At 43.3% G+C, this 23,591-nt stretch carries 12 protein-coding genes; 4 read left to right on the top strand and 8 right to left on the bottom strand.

Annotated elements, in window-relative coordinates; translation table 11 throughout:
- The first annotated feature begins 41 nt into the window (after nt 1-41).
- Both AN213_RS15725 and AN213_RS15730 read left to right on the top strand, forming a co-directional pair.
- Nucleotides 42-3,563, top strand: a complete 3,522-nt coding sequence (locus AN213_RS15725; RefSeq protein ID WP_055199077.1) for an ATP-binding protein — start codon at nt 42-44, stop codon at nt 3,561-3,563.
- A 126-nt stretch (nt 3,564-3,689) separates the two neighbouring features.
- Nucleotides 3,690-5,195: a DUF2235 domain-containing protein gene (locus AN213_RS15730; protein WP_055199078.1), complete on the top strand. Its 1,506-nt coding sequence runs from the start codon at nt 3,690-3,692 to the stop codon at nt 5,193-5,195.
- An 18-nt stretch (nt 5,196-5,213) separates the two neighbouring features.
- Here AN213_RS15730 and AN213_RS15735 read toward each other — a convergent pair whose 3' ends face one another.
- From AN213_RS15735 to arfA, 5 genes are all read right to left on the bottom strand, one after another.
- The gene (locus tag AN213_RS15735) at nt 5,214-5,966 is read right to left on the bottom strand and encodes an ABC transporter substrate-binding protein (RefSeq protein ID WP_054563247.1); all 753 of its coding nucleotides are present in this window, start codon (nt 5,964-5,966) and stop codon (nt 5,214-5,216) included.
- A 722-nt stretch (nt 5,967-6,688) separates the two neighbouring features.
- The gene (locus AN213_RS15740) at nt 6,689-9,322 is read right to left on the bottom strand and encodes a glycosyl hydrolase family 18 protein (RefSeq protein ID WP_055199079.1); all 2,634 of its coding nucleotides are present in this window, start codon (nt 9,320-9,322) and stop codon (nt 6,689-6,691) included.
- A 65-nt stretch (nt 9,323-9,387) separates the two neighbouring features.
- Nucleotides 9,388-10,995, bottom strand: coding sequence for a lytic polysaccharide monooxygenase (locus AN213_RS15745; protein ID WP_055199080.1), 1,608 nt, complete (start codon nt 10,993-10,995; stop codon nt 9,388-9,390).
- 52 nt (nt 10,996-11,047) lie between these two features.
- Complete coding sequence (locus AN213_RS15750; RefSeq protein WP_055199081.1) at nt 11,048-14,212, bottom strand: glycosyl hydrolase family 18 protein; 3,165 nt, start codon at nt 14,210-14,212, stop codon at nt 11,048-11,050.
- A 465-nt stretch (nt 14,213-14,677) separates the two neighbouring features.
- On the bottom strand, nt 14,678-14,869 hold the full coding sequence (gene arfA / locus AN213_RS15755; RefSeq protein WP_054563243.1) for an alternative ribosome rescue factor ArfA: 192 nt from the start codon (nt 14,867-14,869) through the stop codon (nt 14,678-14,680).
- Nucleotides 14,870-15,102: 233 nt separating this feature from the next.
- Here arfA and AN213_RS15760 point away from each other — a divergent pair, with 233 nt between their 5' ends.
- Entirely contained in the window at nt 15,103-16,974 is a 1,872-nt protein-coding gene (locus tag AN213_RS15760; RefSeq protein WP_055199082.1) for a monovalent cation:proton antiporter-2 (CPA2) family protein, read from the top strand.
- Nucleotides 16,975-17,621: 647 nt separating this feature from the next.
- On the opposite strand, the gene AN213_RS15765 is transcribed toward AN213_RS15760, so the two are convergent.
- The 3 genes from AN213_RS15765 to AN213_RS15780 form a co-directional block, all read right to left on the bottom strand.
- Complete coding sequence (locus tag AN213_RS15765; protein ID WP_055199083.1) at nt 17,622-20,165, bottom strand: TonB-dependent siderophore receptor; 2,544 nt, start codon at nt 20,163-20,165, stop codon at nt 17,622-17,624.
- Nucleotides 20,166-20,480: 315 nt separating this feature from the next.
- Entirely contained in the window at nt 20,481-21,131 is a 651-nt protein-coding gene (locus AN213_RS15775; protein ID WP_055199085.1) for a UPF0149 family protein, read from the bottom strand.
- 82 nt (nt 21,132-21,213) lie between these two features.
- Nucleotides 21,214-22,173 (bottom strand): sensor histidine kinase, encoded by a 960-nt coding sequence (locus tag AN213_RS15780; RefSeq protein ID WP_055199086.1) that lies wholly within the window; start codon nt 22,171-22,173, stop codon nt 21,214-21,216.
- A gap of 95 nt (nt 22,174-22,268) precedes the next feature.
- Here AN213_RS15780 and AN213_RS15785 point away from each other — a divergent pair, with 95 nt between their 5' ends.
- Nucleotides 22,269-23,576 (top strand): HD domain-containing phosphohydrolase, encoded by a 1,308-nt coding sequence (locus AN213_RS15785; protein WP_055199087.1) that lies wholly within the window; start codon nt 22,269-22,271, stop codon nt 23,574-23,576.
- Nucleotides 23,577-23,591: the final 15 nt, after the last annotated feature.

Raw genomic sequence — 23,591 nt, forward strand, 5'->3', positions numbered from 1 at the left:
CCTTACTACCGACTCATGTTTGCGGTATGGAGGGCTAAACCATGGATTACGAAGTATTACACCAGAAAAAAGCGACAACCTCTGAAGGACGCTTTTTAATACCATTAGCGATTGCTTTTATAGCCGCAATTATGTGCTCAGCAATTTTCTTTTTCGAACTACAACTTCATAAAAATATTAAAAACAGCGTTGCAGAAAGACTGAGAGAATCAAGCGCTACCGTAGATGTGCAAGTCCATGAAAAAATAAATAAATATAAAAACGATTTACAGTTTTTATATTCCACTCCACCTATAGCAGGACTTGCCAGAGCTGCAGCAAATGGTGGTAACGACCCTCTTGATAACACTACCTCAGAGCAATGGAAAAAACGTTTAGAAACGATATTCGTTGCATTTTTACAATCAAATTCTGAATTCGAGCAATTACGTATCATCAGTACACAACGAGCAGGACAAGAACTGATCAGGGTAGACAGAGCTGCCGGTGGCATAGTTGTAAAAGCAGATAATCAGTTACAGGATAAAAGTGCCCGTGACTATTACCAGCAAAGTTCGCAATTACCGCAGGGTGATATGTATTTATCAGCAATAACACTTAACCGGGAATATGGAAAGCTCGATTATCCTTATAAACCTATGCTACGTATTGCCTTACCCATCTTTGATGAAAATATGCAGCGCTATGGGCTGATTATTGCAAACATTAATACATCTCAGTTATTTGCATCTCTTAATGCGATGGTACAAGCACCAAACTCATTGATCCTAACAGACAGCGAAGGCTACTTTTTAGTTCACCCTAATGAAGACTTTCGCTTTAGCCGTGACTTAGCACCAAACAAACGCTGGGACTCAGTGTATAAGTCTGAACCTGCCTATTTAGAAAATATACTCAGTATTAGCTCTAACTTTGCTGGTAAACAACAATACGAAGCGTTAACTAAGCGCATTCCATTTACTGGAGATTTAGAAACGGGGTTTATAGATGCCCACATTATGCTACCTCACTCTGAAATTAATGCGATGGAACGCGAGCAAAGGATCAGCACTTATGCATTTTTGTTCGGCGTATCTGCTTTTTTGATGTTTGTACTTGGATTTTTGCATCGAAATTTAAAGCGTAACCGCGAGCTTGCCGAGGCAAGAGCGGTATCTTCAGCCATTATTAGCGGCTCAAAAGATGCCATTATTGCAATAAGTGAGATCGGCCTAGTGTCTAGTTGGAATAAAGCAGCCACTGAATTATTTGGTTTTCAACGTGAACAAGTCTTAGGGGCAGATATAAACAAACTGAATCTATTTCCAAATATTAACATTAAAGAGGTATGTAACGAGGTTAAAAGCCGACGAAAGCAACATGAAATTGAAGTCGACTATCAGCAAAGCAATCAACACACGACTCATTTAGCACTCGCTTTTTCAGCTATTTTTGATGAACATCATCAACACAACGGCACAGCCATCCTCATTCGCGACACTACCGTTGAAAAGCAAGCGAGCGACAAAATTAAGCAAATAAATAACGAACTCGAAATTAAAGTCGCACAAAGAACTGCCCAGCTAGAAAAAGCCAGCCAAGTTAAAAGCGCTTTTATATCAAATATCAGTCATGAGATGCGAACACCATTAAACGGTGTTATTGGCACACTCAATTTAATAAAACGAGAGTCACTAAGTAATCAACAACAGCATTATTTAGAAATGACAGAGGTAAGCGTTAATAGCTTGAACTTACTTATTAACGACATTCTTGATTTATCAAAAATTGAGGCTGGCAAACTCGACTTGGACAAAAAAGCGTTTAACCCTATTAAGTTTTTTGAAAGCTTAAGTGGCAGCATGGCTGTTAAAGCACAAGAGAAAAACCTTGAATTTATTTTAGATATTGCCGATGTTGAGTACAGCTCGATTGTTACAGACCCTCATCGCTACTCACAAGTGATTACCAATTTAATTAATAACGCAATTAAATTTACTAAAACGGGCTTTATAAAATTTACCGCCACAAGCAAACGACTTAGCGATGATAACGTTGAGCTATGCTGCACAATTCAAGATACCGGAATTGGTATTGCGCCTGAAAATCAAAATAAATTGTTTAGTGCTTTCACCCAAGCCGATAACAGTGTGGCCGCACAATACGGAGGCACAGGGCTCGGTTTATCAATTTGTAAGCAGCTAGCTAGTTTGTTAAATGGGCAAATTTCCTTTGAATCAACCGAAGGTAAAGGGAGTACTTTCACATTTACCATTCAGTTAGACAGCCAAAATGTAGAAAAACGCCAACCAAGCAGCCGCTTAAAAGACAGCGTTTTTGCTGTGTCGGTCAAACAACCTGAGCTTGAAAGAAGCCTAACAAAACTAATCTCTCATTGCGGTGGACAGCTCACGAATGTTGACCTAGAAAGCTTTGAGGTAAGCGATAACATGCCCTTTGATACGCTAATTTTAGAGCCTGGCAATCCGTTACTCGCAAAACTTGATAGCTTTAGTGAAAATACCTATGACCATAGCCTGCCCTTTAAATTAGTGGTGCTTATAAACCCAACCGAACCACCACCGCAAGCTAAATTCTGCACCTTTATGCGCTTATCTAAACCTGTGCTTATCTCTGAGTTTTTACTTAAACTAGCTGATGAACGACTCATAAAAGAGCAGCCTGCTCAAGACACAACACCACTTCGTCGCGAGACTGATACGCAAATTCACATAGATGTTGATATTGCTGGAGCAAAAATCCTGATCGTTGATGATAACGATATAAATGCTGCAGTTGCCAAAGGCACATTAATGAGCTTGGCACTGCGCTTTGAAATGGCGTCGAATGGTCAGCAAGCCATTGAAATATTGGCCAGTGCACCTGAAAACGACCCATTTAACTGCGTGTTAATGGACTGCCAAATGCCCGTGTTAAATGGCTATGATGCAGCAGCACAAATACGCAAAGGGGCTGGTGGAGAGTACCATAGCGACATTCCTATTATTGCCATGACAGCCAATGCCATGCTCGGTGAGCGTAAAAAGTGCTTAAATGCAGGTATGAGCGATTACATCACAAAACCTATCAGTGCAGATAAATTGATTACCACTACGGCGAAATGGGTTGCATCAACGTACCCCAAACATCATACAGCGCCAAAAACGATTGCTGTGCCTGAGGTAAATCAGTCGCCCGCTATACTGCAAGAAGAATTAATCGATGAAGAAAAACAGCATTGGAATCGCGAAGCAGCCCTCGGTCGTTTGATGAATAACGAGGTGCTATTAAACAAAGTGAGTAAGATGTTTTTAGAAAGCTCACATAAAAAAATAACGCTGCTAACACAAGCAATCAAAGACAAAGACTACCATGCGATTGCAACCACCAGCCATGCGCTTAAAGGGACCTGCGGCGATGTGGGCGCAGCCAAATTGCACCTGCACTTTACTGAACTAGAGGTACTGGCCGCAAGTAAGGGCAATACGCTAAAAGATATTCAACTTAAGCTACTCGAAATCGAAAAAGACTACGAAATTTTGTTAGAAATTTTACAAAAGCATACCGTAGCCAGAGTCGGCTAATTTTATAAATAGCAAATAAATGGGCTTTAAAATCAAAGCCCATTTTTCATTAAAGCGCCGCATATTTGTCTTCTAATTTTCATAAAGTGGGAGTATGTTTATACAAACCACTAAAGGAATGACGCTATGACCGCTAAAACGCTGATTTTCAACTTTGATGGCACAGGCAGCGAGCCTCGTGATGCAGAACAATTCAGCGCTGCACACTTCAAAGAAGACGCCAGTATTTCTAATATTCTTAAACTTCATTTACTTTTTGGTGGCGCACTCAATAGCGAACCCGAAACACCATTTCCAACCCAACTTAGCTTTTATTATCAGGGTATAGGCACCCAAGGTAGCCGCTTTCGACGTTTATTCAATCAAGCCCTTGCACCAAGAGGTGATGATGTAGCTAGCATTTTAAACCGTGCTATGAGCGACTTTAAAAGCTACTACACTGTGGGTGATAAAGTACTACTAACTGGTTTTAGCCGCGGTGCTGCCCTTGCTAGGCGCTTTGCCAAATGTTTAGAGCCATTTATTAGTGATGATGTTTACTTATGTGTATTTGATACTGTTGCATCAATTGGTTTTTCAAAGGTAACAAAAGCAACCCGCGGTGCTGAGCACGTTATTTTTGAAAACTACACACTTGCAAGCAATATAAAAGCAGCCCTTCATTGCGTGGCACTTGATGAAAAGCGCCGTGCATTTGAACCTACACTTATTAATAGTGCGCCGCATGTACAAGAGATCTGGTTTGCGGGCGCTCATTCAGATGTGGGTGGCGGTTATTATCGTGATGGTTTAGCCGACATTTGCCTACGCTATGCGATTGAGTGGCTGATTGAACAAACCGTCGCACTAAACTTACTTACCAGTGCGGATATCAATTACAACACCTTGCTCCCAGAAGAGCATCGTAACCTCATTGCTCAAGATGATGTCACCGTTACACCAGATCCATTGGCACTAAGCCATCAGCAAAACTATTTTTGGTTTAACCCTTTGTTTAAACTGGTAGATCGCGAATGCTGTGTATTGGTTGATAACGAACAAAGCAAGCTCGCGCCAACTATTCATTACACAGTAGCAGAGCGTATTAATCGTTTAACGAGCTATCGCCCTGAATCGTTAAAGAGCCTTCACTACGACGTACTTTATAATGACGAAACTCGCTTAAGCTTTAAGGGTTTAAGCCCGCATATTGCGCTTGATAAACAAAATATGACGGTGCTGAGCATAGACGAAAGTAAAGATGTGTTTGTTTATGGCGCTGAAAAATACAACCACACAGGCTTAATGTTAGAGCAAGGTGGTACTTACCGATTTACGCCTTATCCAGAGCAAACTTGGTATGACGACGGCATTAGTTGTGGCCCTGCCGGCTGGCACCGTGACAATATCCAACTTGGGGTGAAAGAAATCCCGATGGCCGCGCTTGAACCGTTTAGACGTTTACCCCACGCACAATGGTTTGCGTTGATTGGCGCTATCGATAACAACGACGATCATTTGTTTGAAATTGCTGAAGGTGCCGATATTCGTATTGCTAAATCAGGCGAATTTTGCCCTTTTGCTAACGATCTAAACCGTTTTTATGGGGCGAATGCGGGACGCATTAAACTGCGCGTAACTCGTTTAGGATAATTTAGTGTTTGGGAGAGTTTAGTGCTTAACATAGCGAGCGATGATCTCAGTTATCGCTTGCTGGTTGTTTAAAATTGCTGAGTTAATAGCCGCTCTGTCTTCTGCTAACAGGGTTGTTTCACTCAGCATAAAATAAACACTGTCATTATTGACAATATACGGATGCAGCTCGATACCCTGCTGATTATTTTTTTGAATTAAATATAAACCAGCTAGTTCATCATCAACAAAAAAATCGACCCGCCTAGCAACTAGCATAGCGAGGCGCTGACGCAAAGATGACACAGTAACGAGTTGTTCTTTATATTTTGCGTCTTCTTTTAAATGAGTAAAGTCAGGGCCAAAATAACTACCACTATTAGTTAAAATAACTTGCTGATGTTCGAGCAGTCCTTGTAAGTCTAGAGACTCTAAGCGGCCATGCGGGTACCAAAACAAACGCATCACTTCATTACGGTAAGGCTCTGAAAAGAAACTAAAAGAGTCACGCTCAGTGCTATAGCTTGCTGCCGGTAGTAAATCGACTTTACCGTGCTTAAGCTCTGCAAAGCCCCGTTTAGATGAAGGCATAACAACATATTTAGCGCAAAATCCTGCTTCTTTTAGCACTAAATTAACCACATCAATATCAATTCCAGTGAGCTTGCCATTTTGCTTAAAAGCATAAGGTGCCCACTGCTGACTAATCCCCACTTTTAGGGTTTTATCGCAGCTAAAAGCCGAGTTACTCAATACAGCAACAACAAGTAAAAACAGCGCTTTTAACCCCATTAAGCCACCTTAGTTTAAATACTTACAGATCATATTATTCAAGTATGGTTGATAATGTCTGAAAGACCAATGTGTGAAGTGGGAAATCATAAGTTAGCGAGTTTCAAGGGGAAAGAGTAAAGTTACGAGGTACGAGATTCGAGGTGCGAGGTGCGAGGTGCGAGGTACGAGGTGCGAGGTACGAGGTGCGAGGTACGAGTCTGTGGCAGCGATTTTACATCGCGTCCTAGAACCCAGAACCTAGCGCCTGATGTTTCCCCCGTAGGACTGGCTTTAGCCGGGAAATGTCTTAAGTTAGCGAGTTTCAAGGGGAAAGAGTAAAGTTGCGAGGTACGAGATTCGAGGTGCGAGGTACGAGTCTGTGGCAGCGATTTTACATCGCGTCCTAGAACCTAGAACCTAGAGCCTAATGTTTTCATTCGTAAGCGTGAAACTTGTTTCGCGCGCCTGAAGATAGGAAATTTGAAAAGGTTTACATGGACTATGTTGGGTTCTATTCGCCACTAAAGTACCTCCTACAAGACTTAAATCGCTAAGATGAATACTCGACCTAACCAACCCCACAGGTCGTCTGACCGCTGAAAGCTGAAAGCTGACAGCTTCTTTCCCCTTTCCCCTCGCTAACTTTACTCTTTCTTATTTCCCCCACAAAAAAGCAGCCATACGGCTGCTTTGAAGGGAAATCACATTTTAATGATGGGCATTAAATGTGGTTATTGCACTTAAAGTGCTTTCCATACATCCGCGACACCTGGCTCGTCTCCTTGAGTCCACCATTTCGCTTCGTATTTATTACCTTGGTGAGTAACTTGGTCGCCACCGTTATAGATACCCGCAGCTTGCCATACAACATCACCATTACCGTCGGTTGGTTGTGAAGTTGCTTCCCATGGGCCGCCTAAATCAGGGCGCTCGCCTTGTGTCCACCATTTAGCGGTGTACTCTAGGCCGTTATAAATTACCGTATCACCACCTACATAGATAGCCGCTGCATCCCATGTCGTTTCACCATCTGGCGGAGTTGTTGTACCCGAGTCTGTCACGGTGACATTAAAGCTCACTGCTGTTGCTGTTTGGCCATCACTTACCGAAACCGACACAACATAACTAGTATCTGCATCAACGCTGCCCGCTTGTAAACTCACATCAGCACCTGAGCCCACTAGCGTTAAGCCTGCTGGCACACTCCAGTTGTATGAAAGCGCATCGCCATCAGCATCAGATGCCGAAACAGCCACGTCCACACTCGCATCTTCTGCCACTGTTTTATCAGTAATTGCCGCAACGACTGGTGCTTGATTCTCGCCTGTCGTTGGTGCTACTACATTTACTGTAACGTTACGGCTTACACTTGCCTCGCCATCGCTCACACTCACAGCAACCGTGTATTGCGTATCAGCAGTCACTGATGGCGCTGTGATTACAAGGGTATTTGAATTTTCACCAGTTACTGTTAACGCACTGTCAGCTGTCCAGCTAAAGCTTAGTGGATCGTTATCTGCGTCAGTTGCCGATGCACTAACAGATACACTTTCGCCCGCATTAACAGATACTGCACTTGATACAGATAGCACTGGCGCTCTATTGCTAGGCTCAGTGACGGTACCACCAAGTGCCTCGTGCATGGCATTAAGAATATCGCCATTATCAGCGTCAATTTCCCATGCAAACAGACCACCTAGATTATATTGATTAACATAAGCACCTTTTGCCAAAACAGAACGACGGTTATCGTATGTAATTAATTTACCGTTGCTACGGTTCCATACATAAGCGGCTTCGGCTTGTTCGTCATAACCTGTTTCAAACCCATTGATGCCATTTTCTGCAGCGCCCAACATGTAAGTTTTGATGCCTTTATAATCGATTACACCGTCTTCCCATACACCTTGCGCTGTAGTGCCTTTAAGTTTGCCGTTGCCCGGTGCTGTCATAGGGTTATCAGCGATAGTCGCGTTTTCTGGATAAACACCTTCCCAGCCACGGCCATACATAGCAGCACCTACCACGATTTTTTTCGATGGTACGTTTTGCGCAAGTAGATTTTGCACTGCATTATCAGTTGTATAAGCAGGGCCTTTATATGGAACGCCTTCTTCATCAACACCCGTGCCATCACACTGACCAACACGGAAATGCGATGAACAATAAAGCGCAGCCTGATGGCCAGTTACATTGCTCCATGCACCATAGTAGTCGTAGCTCATTAAGAAAATGTAATCCATATATTGCTGAGCTTGTGAGTAGTCGACATCTTCAATTTTGTCGTAACCTGCACCAATCGCTGATGTTAACTCATACTCACGACCTGTCTCTGCTTCAAGCTTATCGAGCATCGCGCGCAGCTCTTGCATTAGCGCAACGTATGCAGGGCCGTCAGCAACTGGGTCGCCTAAGTTTGGATTAGCACCCTGACCACCAGGGTATTCCCAGTCAATATCAACACCATCGTAGAACTTCCAGGTTCTTAAAAACTCTTCCATTGATGCCACAAACGTGTCGCGATTGGCTTTATCGGTAAAGTAGGCAAATGGGTCTGATAAAGTCCAACCACCCACCGATGGTAAAATTTTCAGATCAGGATAACGTTGCTTTAACGCCATTAACTGCGAATACGTACCACGAATTGGGTCATTACTATCAACACCTGGTAGCGCTTTTTGAATCGCAGCCCATGGGTCGTGGATCACCACTTCAAAATCTTGAGAACCCGCACAAGCAGTATTTAGCGCGTTTTTAGGGCCGCCCGTTAACGAGTCATTCGGTCCACAAATTGGAATAAAACCATACAAGATATGACTGAGGTTTTGCGCTGGAATATTGGTTACATCATAGTCACGACCATAAATACCCCATTCAACAAAGTAGGCGCCTGTTACTAGGCCGTCTTTGGTGCCAATATCTTGGTTATTTGGATCATAATCCATCGGCAATGGCGCTAAGTGGCCGCCATCTGTATCGGCAATAACAATTGGCTTACCTTCACTGCGAGCACAGGTGGTACCGCCTTCACATAGTTCTACATATAATGTGTGACGACCTGCTTTATCATACGGGAAGCTAATAACACCACTTTTAGTGCCTGCTGCCAGCGAGCCTTCATTAACCAGCATATCATCGAAATACACTTTGTAGCTGTCGCCGCCGTCACCACTCCATGCGTTCCATTCAATGCTGATAGTGACTTCATCAACACGGTTCACCAAGCTCTTATATGAACCTGTACCTTCAAGATCAACCTCAACAAATGAGTATTCTTGTGGCTCCCAAATAATGGTTGGTGTTGATGGTGCCGCATTCGCTGCACTTGCAAAGAGTGCAACACCAATGGCTGCGCTTAATTGTTTTATATTCATGATTCTCTCTTATCTATTTTTATATAGCGTTACGCTGTTATTGATAAAGTTTGAACTACAAAACTTTAGATTTCTTTCCATACTTGGCTGGCACCCGGTACATCTCCTTGGGTCCACCACTGCGCTCGATAGCGCTGTCCTTGATAGGTTACTTCGTCGCCGCCTTGATAGGCTTTGCCGCTGTTCCATTCGATTGATACACTGCCAGATTCAAGCTGCCATGCATCACTACTGTCTGGTTGTGCGCCTTGGTTCCACCATTTCGCACTGTAAACTCCGCCGTTAAAACTCACTTTATCGCCCGTGTTGTATTGGCTTGTGCTATTCCAAGCAGGCACGCTCGGATCAACTGGATCAGGGTCGACCACAGTGCTATTAAGCACAGTCACGGTAAAACTAACTTGGCTTGTGAGCTCGCCATCTGACACCGATACACTTACGGTGTAGCTTGTATCAGCATCTACAGCGGGGGCATTTAGCGTGATGTTGGCATCGCTGCCCGTAAAGCTCAGTGGTTCAGGTACATCCCAGCTATAAGTTAATGTGCTTTGTTGATCATCAAAGGCATGTAGGTGTATCGCGGTGCTGCTTTCTTCTTCAACTTGAAGGTCATCTGGTTGATGAATAATTGGCGCGGTATTGTCAGGAGCCGCTTGTACGCTTAGTGCAAAGCTGTAGTTTGCATTCGTTGTAAAGACCTGATTAGTCATTAAATCAGACGCATCAAAGGCAATATCTCCGGTGCTATTTTGCACGCCAATATTAACTAAGTGCGCGTAATTAAGGTTTAACAACGCTGCAAATTCAGCCTGCCAATTAGCTTGATTATCAGCTGTGATCTGCATTTGTTGAGTAAGTAACTCTTGGCCATTTTCATCAAATAACCGAGCCGACACACTACCGCCAACCTCAGCGTCTTGTCCTTGACGAACAAAGTAGCTAATTGCTGCCCAATCGGTTGGCTCTGTCGGGGTCGCATCGCTGACAATATTAATATCGCTACAGTTGTAGAAGCCTTCGCCGCCGGCATCATCTCGTTGCCAACGCGTGTATAAAATGGCATCGCCACTGCGCCCTTGTGGAATAGACACGCTCATTTCATAGTAACGGTCGTTGTTAGCATCAATGCTAAAACCAAGATTGCCGTACTCTTCAACAAGCTCTAGATCGTCCCAAGTAAGCACTTGAGTCGCACTATCAAAGCCCGGTTTTGTTAAATAAAACTGCCAAAAACTCGGGTTATGCGGCGTACTCGCTAAAAATCGCACTAAAATATCGCCATTTGCATTAGGAATAACCTCACTGCGTTGCCAATGCGCTGAAGGTAAATCCATACCGCGTTTTTCTGGGTCGCCTGCGGCACATAATCGGCCATCAGGTACACTTTGTTTTACTGCTTCAAGCTCAGTGTAGTTAACCGTATTTGCCGAGTATTCAATGTCTTGCACAAACTGCACATGTCCTGCTTCAACAAATGCTGCTCGGCAAGCGAGGTTAGGGATCCCAGTGCCATCAGCAGGCCACCAGTACCCGCCATCAGCATTACAAAATGCTTGGCGTGCCTTCGGGCTTTCTAAGAATCCGTGGGCATTCACATGGCTTGATGCACAGGCAAGCAGCATGCTGGTTGCCACTGCTGATAAAGACAATGCCTTTGATTTCATTACTTTCATTGTTGTTCTCGCTGTAGAAATGCGGAGCAAAGTCCTTGCTCCGCTTAGTTGGTTAAAGCGTGCAACTCACCGTCCAGTCAGCAGATGTGCCTGGCTCTGTGCTCGTCCACCACTTTGCTTCGTAAATCACGTTGTTGTGATTCATTAGGTCGCCGCCAACAGCATGGCTTGGGTTACCAGCCCAGTCAGTTTGCGGCCAATTTGGATACACAGGGATGCTTGCTACATCAACACCATTACAGCTTCCCTCGCCACCCGTATCACCACCGGTGTCACCGCCCGTATCACCACTGCCAGCTGTGCCATCTGGTAGCATTGGGTATTCAAATTTAAAGGCGTAGGTTTTACCATTTTTCTCAATCGTGAAGTTAGATGGCCCCGTAATTGGCATGTAGTACATAACTTGCGCCTCAACGGTTTCACCAGTGTTAAATGACTTTTCGATACCGCCCCACTCATTCACTAAGGTGATTGAAAAACGATGGAACTCATTTTCAAAGCCACCGATATTATCGCCAGCCGCATTAGAGCCATTCGCTTCAACTGCCATGCCGAGCTTTTCTTGTGCATTCCAATTCGATTTGAAAATTGCCGAGGTAGAAACGGGCACATCAAAGCTGATTTTCGCGCCGCTTAAATCGATATCTGAGTTATTGGTGAATGCGAATGTAGGTGAAATTGGATAGTTATCATCACCAATTGGGAAGTCTTTCACTGTAAAGCTTACGTCAACAGCTTCGCTTGGCATGGTGAAATCGACATTACCTTGATGAGTGTTGTAAGCCACACCACTTTGGTTAAATTTATCGTAAGCAAGTGTGGTTAAGCTTGAGCCCATGAAATACTCACCTTTCGCTGAGTCATAATCATAGTCACCAGCAAGCTCCCAGAACATGATGCCACCAAGGCCATTGTTGATAACATAATCAACTTTGGTTGCCATTGATTGCTCATCTTCAATTGATAAGAATACCTTTTTCTCTGCATTCCAAAGCCATGGAGCAACAGCTACATCATCGTAGAAACGTGTGTAAGTTCCGGTTAATACATCATCTGCATCGGTTTCTGGCGTTAGGCCATAGATTTCAAGGTAAGAAGGGTTAATGCCATTTTCGAGATTTTTCGCATGCCATAGTGGGTTCGAACCTGCTGGCATTTCTTCACCAACATCGTTCTTATCGTGCCATAGGTTATCAATGCCAAGTGCGCCATTACCGCATTGGTTTTTCTCACCAACGCCAGTCCCTTTCGCACATTTTGATTGATCTGGCAGCGCTGCTTGGCCCCATAAACCATTAGTACCGCCCGACACATCTTTAAAGCCACGGGTGTAATATGGAATACCAATATTGATTCGACCTGCAGAGACCGCGCCGCGGAAGTAACGCACAGCCCAATCCGTATTTAAGTAGCCAATACCTTCAAACTCAGCGGTGGTATAAACGCCCCATTGCGCTAATTCAGAATCAAGACCGGTATCAAACAAGGCTGCGTTATGGCCTACATGTGAATTCCATGCACCATGTAAGTCATAAGACATAATGTTAACGTAATCGAGATACTTCACGCTTTGGAATGTTTCCATACCACGTAATAAGTAACCCGAAGATGGCGAAGCAATCGTTAGCAAGTAATGCTTACCAGCCTTTTCACCTGCAATATCAAGTTCTTCACGTAGTTTTTGCATCAATACACGATACGAGGCGTTAAGACCTGCGCGACGTGCATTAGAGATAGGAAAATCATCAGGGTGGCCTGAGTCATTCATTGACGATGGGTATTCGTAATCAATATCGACACCATCAAAACCGTAGGTTTCAATAAACTCAACCGCGCTTTTCGCAAAAGCATCAATTCCCGCTTGGTTCACAGAGCCATCGGCATTGGTTGTCATCGTGTAGAAACCACCGCTATTTACGCGAGTACCGTCTTCACCAAAATAACCACCGGTTTCAGCCCAGCCACCTACAGAGATTAAGGTTTTTACATCTGGGTGTTGTTTTTTGAATTTATTGAGTAAGTTAAAGTGACCTGTGTAACTAAAACTTGGATCCATTTCAGCGCCTGTAACGCCCGGCCAAGTCATGTTTGTCGCTGGGTTGCCAGCAGCATTTGGATCACCAATCGAGACCTTGTTATTGCCATCAACATGCGCGAAGGCATAGTTAATATGGGTGATCTTGTCCCAAGGAATATCGTTAACTAAGTAACTTGGCTGACCGTTGGCACCATTTCGCCAACTCGTAAAATAACCAATAACTCGGCGTGGATGATCGGCGCCCATTTTCTCGCGACCATTTTCATCATACACGCTACAGTATGGGGTATTGACACCCGGTGTTTGGTATAAGCCTTGTGGTTTACAATCTGTACCGGGTTCTGTTGCTTCAACAACATTAACAACTTTGCTTTGTGTATCCGTCGCGCCTTCGTTATCGGTCACTGTTAAGGTAAATGAAAATTGCCCAAGTGCTGGAGCCTGCCAACTGTAACTTGAAGAAGCAGCACTTGCTTGATGAACTTCAGTGCTGTTTTCAGTTAACGATAATGCGGTTACTTGGCCATCGCTATCAGTGCCAGAAAGCGCAAACACCACACTGTCACCCACCATTACTTGTGATGGCAGTGAGCTAAATTCAATGCTTGCCACTGGCGCTTGGTTAACCGGCTCAACGTCATCAGACACACTCACTGAGTGTGCAACCGCTGTAGAGGTTAGCCCTAAATCATCCGTTGCGACCGCACTAATCACATGGCTGCCTTGCGTTGCTTGCCAGCTCGCTGAGTAAGGTGTGCTTGTCACAACACCCAGCGATGTTCCATCAACAAAAAACTCTACACTTGCCACGCTACCATCAGGATCAGTAGCGACAGCACTTATGACAACGCTGTCACTAGTGGTAAATAAAGAACCCTCTGCGGGTGTTAAGCTGCTAATTTGAGGCGCTTGATTCTCATTGACAACGCTGTCACAGACACCCAATAAACGCCATTCTTGATCGACACCAGAAGTCTCCACAGGGTTGGTTTGCGTCCACCACTTAGCTTCATAAGCGCTACCTTGTGCCTGAACCTGATCACCACCAACATGTGTTTGCCCTTGTTGCCACACTTCTAAGTTGCTGCAATCAATCGCAGCCTGTGCTGTAAAGCCGTATAAACCTAGTGACAGCGCACTCAGTTTAAAGGCATTTTTTATTAATTTATGCGAGCTCATTCGCTCCCTCCGCCCAAAGTTTTAATAACATTTATTTTACAAATCCAACTTTAAAGTAACACAAAGCGCTATTACGTCAAGCTTACATTTACCTATAAAGGGTAAAATAAACACACTTTTTGATGCTAAGCCCAGTTAAAACCACTAAAAAAGAATTAATTATTTTTATCAAAAAGCAAAAACGAGGATGATTTTACCGAGTGAAAATGAACATAAAATTAACAATAATTTAACCACGGAAAGCGCGGCACTCCTGGCCTGTATAAAAAACAAGCAACAATTGTGTGAGGGTAGGTGAAAATAATGATTGTGTCGATTATGGGTATATAACGAATAAATTAGTTTTCAAGTAAAAATTTCTATAAAAATTGAGTGAAAATTATTCTTAACAAGAATTTTAGTCATAAAAAAAAGCAAACACTCAGTGTTTGCTTTTCACAAAAATCCTATTTGATCACAACTTAATTAAGCAGCGATTAAATAGGACTCTCGTCCTGCATGCTTTGCCTTACGTTGATATGCACCTTTACCTTTTTTAGGTTTCTCTACTTTTGCGGTGAACAGCTTAGATGTAACCATTGCGGCGTACACATTATCGTTAATTACACCACGACCAGTATCAACTTGGCCTTGTGTACGTTGTTTCTTTTTGCTCATTTTTTGCTCCTATTTAAAGTGTTGCGAGTATATACCTACCTAAGCGCTACGCAAGCGGTTTTTAAGAAAAAAACGACGATTTCCCCACTTATTTTGTCTTAAGCGCTTTTACTAAACACCATGCCTTGTTGTCATTTTTCTGACTAAATTCGTATTTTTATTGCATTCACTACCTAACTGCTGGCAAAACTAGCGAAAACAATCATAGTTAATTAAAAACAAACAGGATTACGATGACTGACTTTCTCTTAATCGCCTATATTTTCCTTATTGCAGGCATTATTGCCGTGCCTATTGCCAGCAAGTTTGGACTTGGCTCAGTGCTTGGCTACTTACTCGCAGGTATTGTTATTGGGCCAACACTGACATTTTTAAATGTTGATGTGATTGCCATCCAGCATTTTGCTGAGTTTGGTGTGGTAATGATGTTATTTATTGTTGGCTTAGAGCTAGAACCCAAAGCGCTTTGGTCAATGCGAAAGCAGCTTATTGGCCTAGGTGGCGGACAGGTGGTTTTCTCAGCAGCCGCTTTTACTGGAATTGGTTTAGCATTTGGTCATGCATGGCAAACAGCACTTACAATAGGCTTAATATTATCGCTTTCATCGACCGCTATTGTACTGCAAACGCTTTCAGAGCGCGGGCTATTAAAATCAGATGGTGGCCAAGCCTCATTTAGCGTATTACTCACCCAAGATATAGCCGTTATTCCTATGCTTGCGTTTATTCCATTACTGGCTTTACCTGAATTAGCGCCTGCTATTGCAGATACAACCCATGCAAGCGAAGACGGTCATGCTCGCTTAAGCTTGGTGGCGGGCCTTGAAAGCTGGCAAGCAGCGCTGGTTACTTTAGGTATGATCGCGCTCGTCGTTTTTGGTGGTAACTACTTAACCGCACCGATTTTTAGGTTTGTCGCACTAGCACGGCTTCGCGAGTTATTTACCGCAACAGCCCTATTTTTTGTTATAGGTATCGCTTTAATGATGTCGTTAGTTGGCTTATCCCCTGCGCTTGGCACCTTTTTAGCGGGTGTTGTACTTGCAAACTCACCTTATAAACATGAGCTCGAAAGTAATATCGATCCCTTCAAAGGGCTATTACTTGGATTATTCTTTATCACCGTTGGCGCAAGTATCAATTTTCAATTACTCGCAGATAACCTAGCCAACATCGTGCTATTAACTAGCGCACTGATTGTAACTAAAACAGTTGTGCTATTAATTTTAGGCCGTATTTTTGGCCTAAAAGGCGCCGCACTTTGGTTGCTAGCACTAGGGCTTGCACAAGCTGGTGAGTTTGGTTTTGTACTACTTGCTTACAGTGTTTCTAATAATGTTTTAGCCACAGCCGTTGCCGACCAGCTATTACTGGTTGTGACCTTATCCATGCTGGTTTCGCCGGGGTTATTTATTCTGTATCAACGTGTGATAGCACCACGCTTTATTTGTGAGCAAGCAGGGCAAGAAACAGAAGAGTTCCCTGATGATAGCCATGTGATCATTGCAGGCTCAGGCAGAATGGGTGGGCTGGTTGACCGTATTTTACAAGCTGGCGGTTATAAAACCACTGTGATTGATTACAACTACAAGCAACTCGAAGCCCTTGAGCGTGTTGGTATTCGTAACTTTTTTGGTGATGCCACTCGACCAGATCTACTCAGTGCTGCAGGCATTGAAGATGCAAAACTGCTGGTTGTTGCGCTTGATGATGCCGAACAAATCACTAAATTAGTTCGTTATGCGATGCAAAATTACCCGCATTTACATGTAGTTGCCCGCGCTGTAGACCGCCATCATGTATACGATTTATGGGCTTACGGATGTCGAGATATTATTCGCGAAACTTACGACAGCACCATGCGCATGGGCCGTTCAGCCTTTGAGGCACTTGGTATCGAGCGAGAAAAAGCCCAAGGGATGGTCGATATTTTCAGTGAGTTTGATAAAGAAATGCTACGAGAAGCTGCCGATGTCTACGAAATCGGCGTACCATTCGAAGAAAACCATGCCTATATCGAACGTATCACCAAATTATTCGATGAAAAAGAACCCGAAATAAAACAACAAATGCGCGAGATATGCGAACGAGTTAAAAGGGACTAGGTTCGAGGGGTTAGGTGCTAGGGACTAGGTTCGAGGGGTTAGGTGCTAGGGACTAGGGACTAGGAACTAGGAGCTAGGTTCGAGATGCGAGGTGAGAGATACGAGAGTAAACGCGATATAAAATCTCTGCTACGAATTTGATGTCGTTTGTAGGAATGGCTTCAGCCATGAACTCTCAAATACCACATAAATGTAAAACTATTAGACGTAGGCGTGAAACTTGTTTCGTGCGCCATGCAAGCATAACGCCTAGCTAGGTTCGAGAGAAACGCGATATAAAATCGCTGCTACAGACTCGCATCTCGCATCTCGTGTCTCGTATCTCGTATCTCGTGTCTCGCATCTCGTGTCTCGTGTCTCGTATCTCGTATCTCGCATCTCGTGTCTCGCATCTCGTATCTCTTGTCTCGTATTTCGTATCTCGTATCTCGTATCTCGTATCTCGTATCTCGTCGTATCTCGTATCTCGTATCTCGTATCTCGTATCTCGTATCTCGTTTCTCGCACCTCGAAACTCGCAAACTTTCCCCTTGCAACTCTCTAATTAAAGACAACTGTCATTGATAAAGCGACAAATGTCGGATACTACAATTAAGCAAAAAAATAGCGCCATTAGGCGCTATTTAAGTTTCATATCAACTTAGGAATTAAAAACTAAAACTTAATTTTGCATAGTAGGTCATACCATCAAAACCATAAGGTAGTGCACGAACAGGGTATTTGAATGCTTTATTCGTAATAAAATCAAGTGCTTCATCTTCGCCTAGCTCGTCTGGCGTTACATCAAAGATATTATCAATACCCGCCGATAGCATGAGTTCATCGGTTAGCTGATAGCCCACGTTAACATCCACTAATACCGCAGACTCTACCGTGCTTGTGTCTTTAAACTCACCGGTAGGTGATAGCTCATCAGGTAAACCAATGTGGTCATTACCAAAGTATTTAACGTCTGTTTCACCATAGTAGTTAAAGCGTAGCATGCTGTTGAAATCGCCACGATCGTATTCAAACGTTAGCGTAGCACGCTCACCTGGTTGACCGTCTGTTAAGAAACTACGTTGTAAATCATCAAGGGCGATTGATTCAGGAATACCCTCAGGTGCATTTACATCATCAATTTCAGTTTCGTTAATGTTACCCGCAAAGGTTGCTGAGAAATTACCGTCGTACAAATCGGTGCGGTACGAAGCAATAATATCAACCCCTTTAGTGGTTGAATCAACTGAGTTTGAGAAGTAGTTAGCTTGCTGTGCTCCTGTTGCATTAAGCGCGGCCACGGCCTCGGCACTAAACGAAACATCGTCCGCCGACATTAAGCTGCCAAGGGTAATTCTGTCTTTAATAGCAACATGGTAAAAATCAACGGTTAGCGATAAATCGCTGGTTACATTGTAAACAAAACCTGCACTTAAGTTTTCTGAGCTTTCAAGGCCAAGGCTATCAACGCCAAGTGCTGACGGAAAATCAGAGCCCGCTGTTGCTGTGAATGATTGCAATAACACGCCACCAGCACCTAAGTTTGTGGTGTAAGCTGTATAGGCACTTTGTTGCAGTGATGGTGCTCTAAAGCCAGAAGAAATCGCACCACGCACGGCAAAGTCATCGGTAATTTCATAGCGCGTTGCGAGCTTACCAATGATGTCATCACCGGCATCAGAGAAGTCTTCATAACGAAGCGCTGTGCTTACTTGCCATGCGTCCGTGATCAGCGTTTCGGCATTTACATAAAATGCATAGCTGTGACGGCTCTCTTTGTTTGACGCTTCAGGACGCAAACCGTTATAAGCTTGGAAACCACACTCAGCGAATACGCTGCTGTCGTTTACCGCAGGGTATGAGGTATCTGAATTAGCTAAACCACATGCATAAGAGGCTTCTTCGCCCGGCACGATTTCATAATTTTCTTTACGGTACTCAGCACCCACAGATACATATAAAGGCTCGCTGCGACCAATATCTACAATACCATTAAGGTCTGCATTTACTGTTGTTTGATCAAATCTAAAACCACCTGAGTATCCGCCTGAAGGGCCCGCATTAGCAGCAATATCAGTATCACTTGCATCTGGGTTATTCGCTACATATTCAGCAGCATACGAGGCATTTAGAGTATTTTTTGAAGTGAAATCATAGCTATTTTCACCATATACGGCAGATACGTCATAGCTCCAATCTGGATTTAACTCTCCGCGCAAACCAAGTGAAAACGAAATATCTTCGGCTTCGTTATCGATACGAGGTAAAAAGCCATCGCCATATACTTGCACAACGTTCTTCGCTGCTTGGTCAAAGTTACGGTAAAAACCATTACCTAGCGCAGTACGGTTTGAGTATCCGCCAAATGAGTAAAGCTCGGTCTCACCAAATGGTAATGCCATGTTATAAAACACAGAGGTAAATTCGCTATCAGCATTACCCTGTCCCCAACGAACTTCGTCAGACAGCGTACCGGCTGGTACATCAACTGAGCCTCCAGTATCACGCTCAGCTCGGTTGGTGCCATCAGCATCACGGTATTCTAAAGAAAAGTTAATGAAGCCGCCTTCATCACCTAAATCAAAGCCACGGTTTAAACCCATTGAAATATTGTCACCATCGCCTTCCCCCGTGCTACCCGCTTGCACATAGCCCGTTGTAACACCCGTTGAATCGTTTAACGATAAGTTGATAACACCGGCAATCGCATCAGAACCATATTGCGCAGCAGCACCATCACGAAGTACTTCAACACCTTTTAACGCAGTAAGCGGAATCGCATTCATATCGGTACCTGCAGCACCGGCACCTACAGTACCATTTAAACCAAAAATAGATTGGTTATGACGGCGTTTACCATTGATAAGCACTAACGTTTGGTCTGGCTGTAAACCACGAAGAGTTGCAGGTCTAAATAAGTCAGAGCCATCTGACACTTGCGTTCGAGAAAAGTTAAATGAAGGAGCCGTCGCTTGCAGACTTTGGCCCAGTTCAGTGAAACCACCTTTGTTTAAGTCGTCAGCATCAATCAAATCAACCGGCGATGTTGATTCGGTAGCTGTACGATTGGCAACTCGTGAGCCTAATACAGAGATTTGTTCGATGTTTTTATCTGCTTTTACAGCAGATGCTTGCTCTGCTGCCTGCACTGAAGTCGCAGAAACAGCCACACTAACCGCAACGGCCAGCATACTTAAAGAATGTGTTGTCATGTGTATCCTGTTGATATTCCGGCTTTCCTTAAAACAAAAAGACGCCCCTTTTGGAGAAATTAAGAAAAGCACTAAGCACGTGTTGTTGATTTTAGAAATCACGATTTTGAAAGCTAACTCAAGCCAGCGAATTAACTCTTGCAAAACATCCTATCAACAAATCCACAAAATGAAAGAAAAATCAGGTACGACTTAGGTATAAATATTTCCATTTGTAGTATTAATGGAATTTTTAAGGTTGGAATTATTCATTTTTCAGTAGAAATAAGGAAAATAATGCAACTATCAGCTTATCTCTACTGAGGAGGGAAATGTTTACTGATCTTGCTCAAGCATCGCCAGTTTTTCATCTTCAAGCATTAACGCCATAGTGGCAATCTCAGATAAGCTCTCGTCTAGCGCATTAAAGAAGGTGACAAACCCTTCGCCTAGTTTTTCTGGTTCAGGATGATTTGCCAGCGCCTGATCCCACATTGCAAAAGTAGTAAGTAAATCGAGTGTTGCTTCAAAATTATCAATAAACAACTGGCCATCTTCGCTTTCGTTTTCTTGCTGCGAATCAGCCTTGAGTAAAAATTGTAAATCGCTGTGCCAAATATCTTGGTTCACAATGTACGCTGCAATATACCCGCTACAAAAGTCTTGTAGTGCTTGGCTTGGTTCATTGCTTTTAACTTCATTTGGGTATAATTCGGCTAAGATTTTCTTTTGTTCAACTTGTGCTTCGGTTACGTTGTCGAGCAGCTCAATCATTGCATCGCGCGGCTCTGAATCTGTCATTAAGGTGTTGAATACCGCTTCATCATTATCGGCAATATAATTTGCTAACTCTGACTCACCAAAAAACTCTGAGCAGGCTAACAAACCAGACATATAGCCAATCACTTGATCCAAGCTGACTTGATTAGTTTCGCTTTGACTAGCGAGGTAATTTTTAAATACATCCGAACTTTGTTGGTTAAGCATATTGAGCCTTTACATGTTGTTTTGGTAAGGGTGTATTCCTACCCTAGCGAATTCACAAATTTTTGCAACAACTGAAATACTGTCAGCTAGTTACAGTCTTCCTGACCTGACTTTGTACCGGGAACACGCAGCTAATTCGTGTGCCCATTCCTTCTGTACTTTGAATATCAATACACCCTTGATGTTCATGCACTATGGCATATACCATGGTCATCCCCATGCCGGTACCTTCTCCAACGGGTTTGGTGGAGTAAAAGGGATCGTATATTTTCGCAATGGTTTCTTCTGACATGCCGGCGCCATTGTCCTCAACATCGATATAAATATGCTGTTCAAGCTCATACACAGCGACAGATATTTCAGCTTTTTCACCTAGGCTGTTACACGCTTGCTTAGCATTTATCAGAATATTGACAATTACTTGGCTTATTGCAGGTAAGTTACACCAACTTTGCGATATAGGACTGTATTGGGTTTGTAAATTACAATCACGGAGTTGGTTTGCTAGTAGTTTAACGGCACTTTTTACCGCCTCGGTCATATCGGCAAATTGCTTGTCGTGACCTTTTGGCCGAGAAAAATCCAGTAAATTGGCAACAATTTTACTGATCCTTTGCAAGCCTTGTGAGGTGTCGCTTATTAGTTCAGGTAAGTCATCAGCCATAAAGCGAAACGAGTGCACTTTATTAAGCTCAGTTAACTGCTTACAAAACGTGGCTTTATCAGCATCGTTGCAGGCAAATTCATCACATACAGCAAGTAACTCGCTAAAGTAATTACAGTAATTTTTTAAACAATCGACATTACTAATGCTATAGGCAAGAGGGTTATTTATTTCATGGGCAACCCCAGCACAAAGAGTGCCCAAAGTGGCCATTTTTTCGGCTTGAATGAACATAGCTTGATGATGCTCTAAATCAGCAATTTTTTGCTCAAGCTCACTGTTTAATGCCACTAAAATACGGCTTTTGTCTGCGAGCAATTGTTCAGCTTCTTCTCTGGCCGCTTTTTCTAACAAATAGGCTTGCTTAAAGTCATCCATATTCGTCTCAAACTCTGTTTGTCTCTTTTAAAACCTAGCACAAGGCTTGATTTAAGGCTATGTTATTGATTAACGATGACTCATAGTAAAACGGTATGACAGAACAAGTTAGCAAGCAACATATTCAGGTTTTATGCATTGATGACGACGAAATCGTCTTGAGGACTCTTTTGCGCCTGTTATCAGCGAATAACATCACTGCAAAAGCCTGCTCAGATCCACTTGAAGGGCTAAAGGTTTTGGCTACTTATAGCTTTGATGTGATCATTTGCGACATGCGTATGCCAAATATGGACGGCGCCGACTTCTTTGCACAAGCACTTAATATAGACCCAGAACCACACCGAATTTTGCTAACCGGTTACTCAGATATAGACAACACCATTGCCGCCGTTAATAGAGGTAAAATCCATGCCTATATCCAAAAGCCATGGCAAAACGAATTACTGTTACGCAATATTAGTGATGGCATAGAAAAAACCTCATTAAAGCGCCAAAACAAGCAGTTAGAGCAAAAAATAAAAGCGCAAAACAGCCAGTTAAAAGAGCTAAACAACAACCTTGAGCAAATGGTAGAAAAGCGTACGTTACAAATTCGAAAAGTGCTCAAACAGCTCGAAGAAGTCAATGAGCGTGAAAAACACGAGCATCGCAGTACTTTTGAAATTTTATATAACTTTATCAATGCCAATCCGTACCTTGATGGTATGCAAGCACAAAACATTGCTGCCACCAGTAAGCAAATTGCAGAGCAACTTGGTTTAGATAAACAACATATCGAAAGAGCTGAAATGGCAGGTTATCTTGCACAAATAGGCTTGCTCGCCATGGAGCCTGAGCTTTATAAAAAGCCAACCAGGGAACTAACCGAAAACCAAAAAAAAATCTTTTACACCCACCCTAGTACCGCTCAGCTGATGCTCATGCCAGCGACCCATTTACATGATGTCTCTGAGGCGATTTATTACCAGTTTGAGCATTACAATGGCTCGGGCACACCGAAGGGCTTAAAGGGCAAAGAAATACCAATTACGGCAATGATTTTAGCGGTAGCCCGCGATTTCTGGCAGGCAATTGCGCATATCACAGTGCAAGATAACAGCCGTTACGAAAGCGCACTTGATCAGCTACGGCTATACAGCGGCACTCACTATCACCCAAAAATTTTAGACGTATTAGATAGCATAAAAATAACCTGTGCGAGCGATCAAAAAGTCGGCACCATGAAAATTATCTCGGCTCAAGATCTTAAAAACGGGATGGTACTTGGACATGCATTAAGAAGCTACGACGGTATCTTGTTATTACCTAAAGGGCATGTGTTTGGTGCAAAATCGATTGCAAAACTGCAGCAGCTTGAAGCAAGAAAACCAAACCCTTTCAGGATCATGATCAAAAATTAGCGAATAAAGTGATCA

The sequence above is a fragment of the Pseudoalteromonas sp. P1-8 genome, from assembly GCF_001399985.1.
Lineage (GTDB): Bacteria > Pseudomonadota > Gammaproteobacteria > Enterobacterales > Alteromonadaceae > Pseudoalteromonas.

What these genes read in the sequence shown, in the direction of transcription:
- AN213_RS15775 (WP_055199085.1), bottom strand. Translation starts at nt 21,131, where the DNA reads ATGCTTAACCAACAAAGTTCGGATGTATTTAAAAATTACCTCGCTAGT.
- arfA (WP_054563243.1), bottom strand. Translation starts at nt 14,869, where the DNA reads ATGAGCAAAAAGAAACAACGTACACAAGGCCAAGTTGATACTGGTCGT.
- AN213_RS15730 (WP_055199078.1), top strand. Translation starts at nt 3,690, where the DNA reads ATGACCGCTAAAACGCTGATTTTCAACTTTGATGGCACAGGCAGCGAG.
- AN213_RS15740 (WP_055199079.1), bottom strand. Translation starts at nt 9,322, where the DNA reads ATGAATATAAAACAATTAAGCGCAGCCATTGGTGTTGCACTCTTTGCA.
- AN213_RS15725 (WP_055199077.1), top strand. Translation starts at nt 42, where the DNA reads ATGGATTACGAAGTATTACACCAGAAAAAAGCGACAACCTCTGAAGGA.
- AN213_RS15785 (WP_055199087.1), top strand. Translation starts at nt 22,269, where the DNA reads ATGACAGAACAAGTTAGCAAGCAACATATTCAGGTTTTATGCATTGAT.
- AN213_RS15735 (WP_054563247.1), bottom strand. Translation starts at nt 5,966, where the DNA reads ATGGGGTTAAAAGCGCTGTTTTTACTTGTTGTTGCTGTATTGAGTAAC.
- AN213_RS15765 (WP_055199083.1), bottom strand. Translation starts at nt 20,165, where the DNA reads ATGACAACACATTCTTTAAGTATGCTGGCCGTTGCGGTTAGTGTGGCT.
- AN213_RS15750 (WP_055199081.1), bottom strand. Translation starts at nt 14,212, where the DNA reads ATGAGCTCGCATAAATTAATAAAAAATGCCTTTAAACTGAGTGCGCTG.
- AN213_RS15760 (WP_055199082.1), top strand. Translation starts at nt 15,103, where the DNA reads ATGACTGACTTTCTCTTAATCGCCTATATTTTCCTTATTGCAGGCATT.
- AN213_RS15780 (WP_055199086.1), bottom strand. Translation starts at nt 22,173, where the DNA reads ATGGATGACTTTAAGCAAGCCTATTTGTTAGAAAAAGCGGCCAGAGAA.
- AN213_RS15745 (WP_055199080.1), bottom strand. Translation starts at nt 10,995, where the DNA reads ATGAAAGTAATGAAATCAAAGGCATTGTCTTTATCAGCAGTGGCAACC.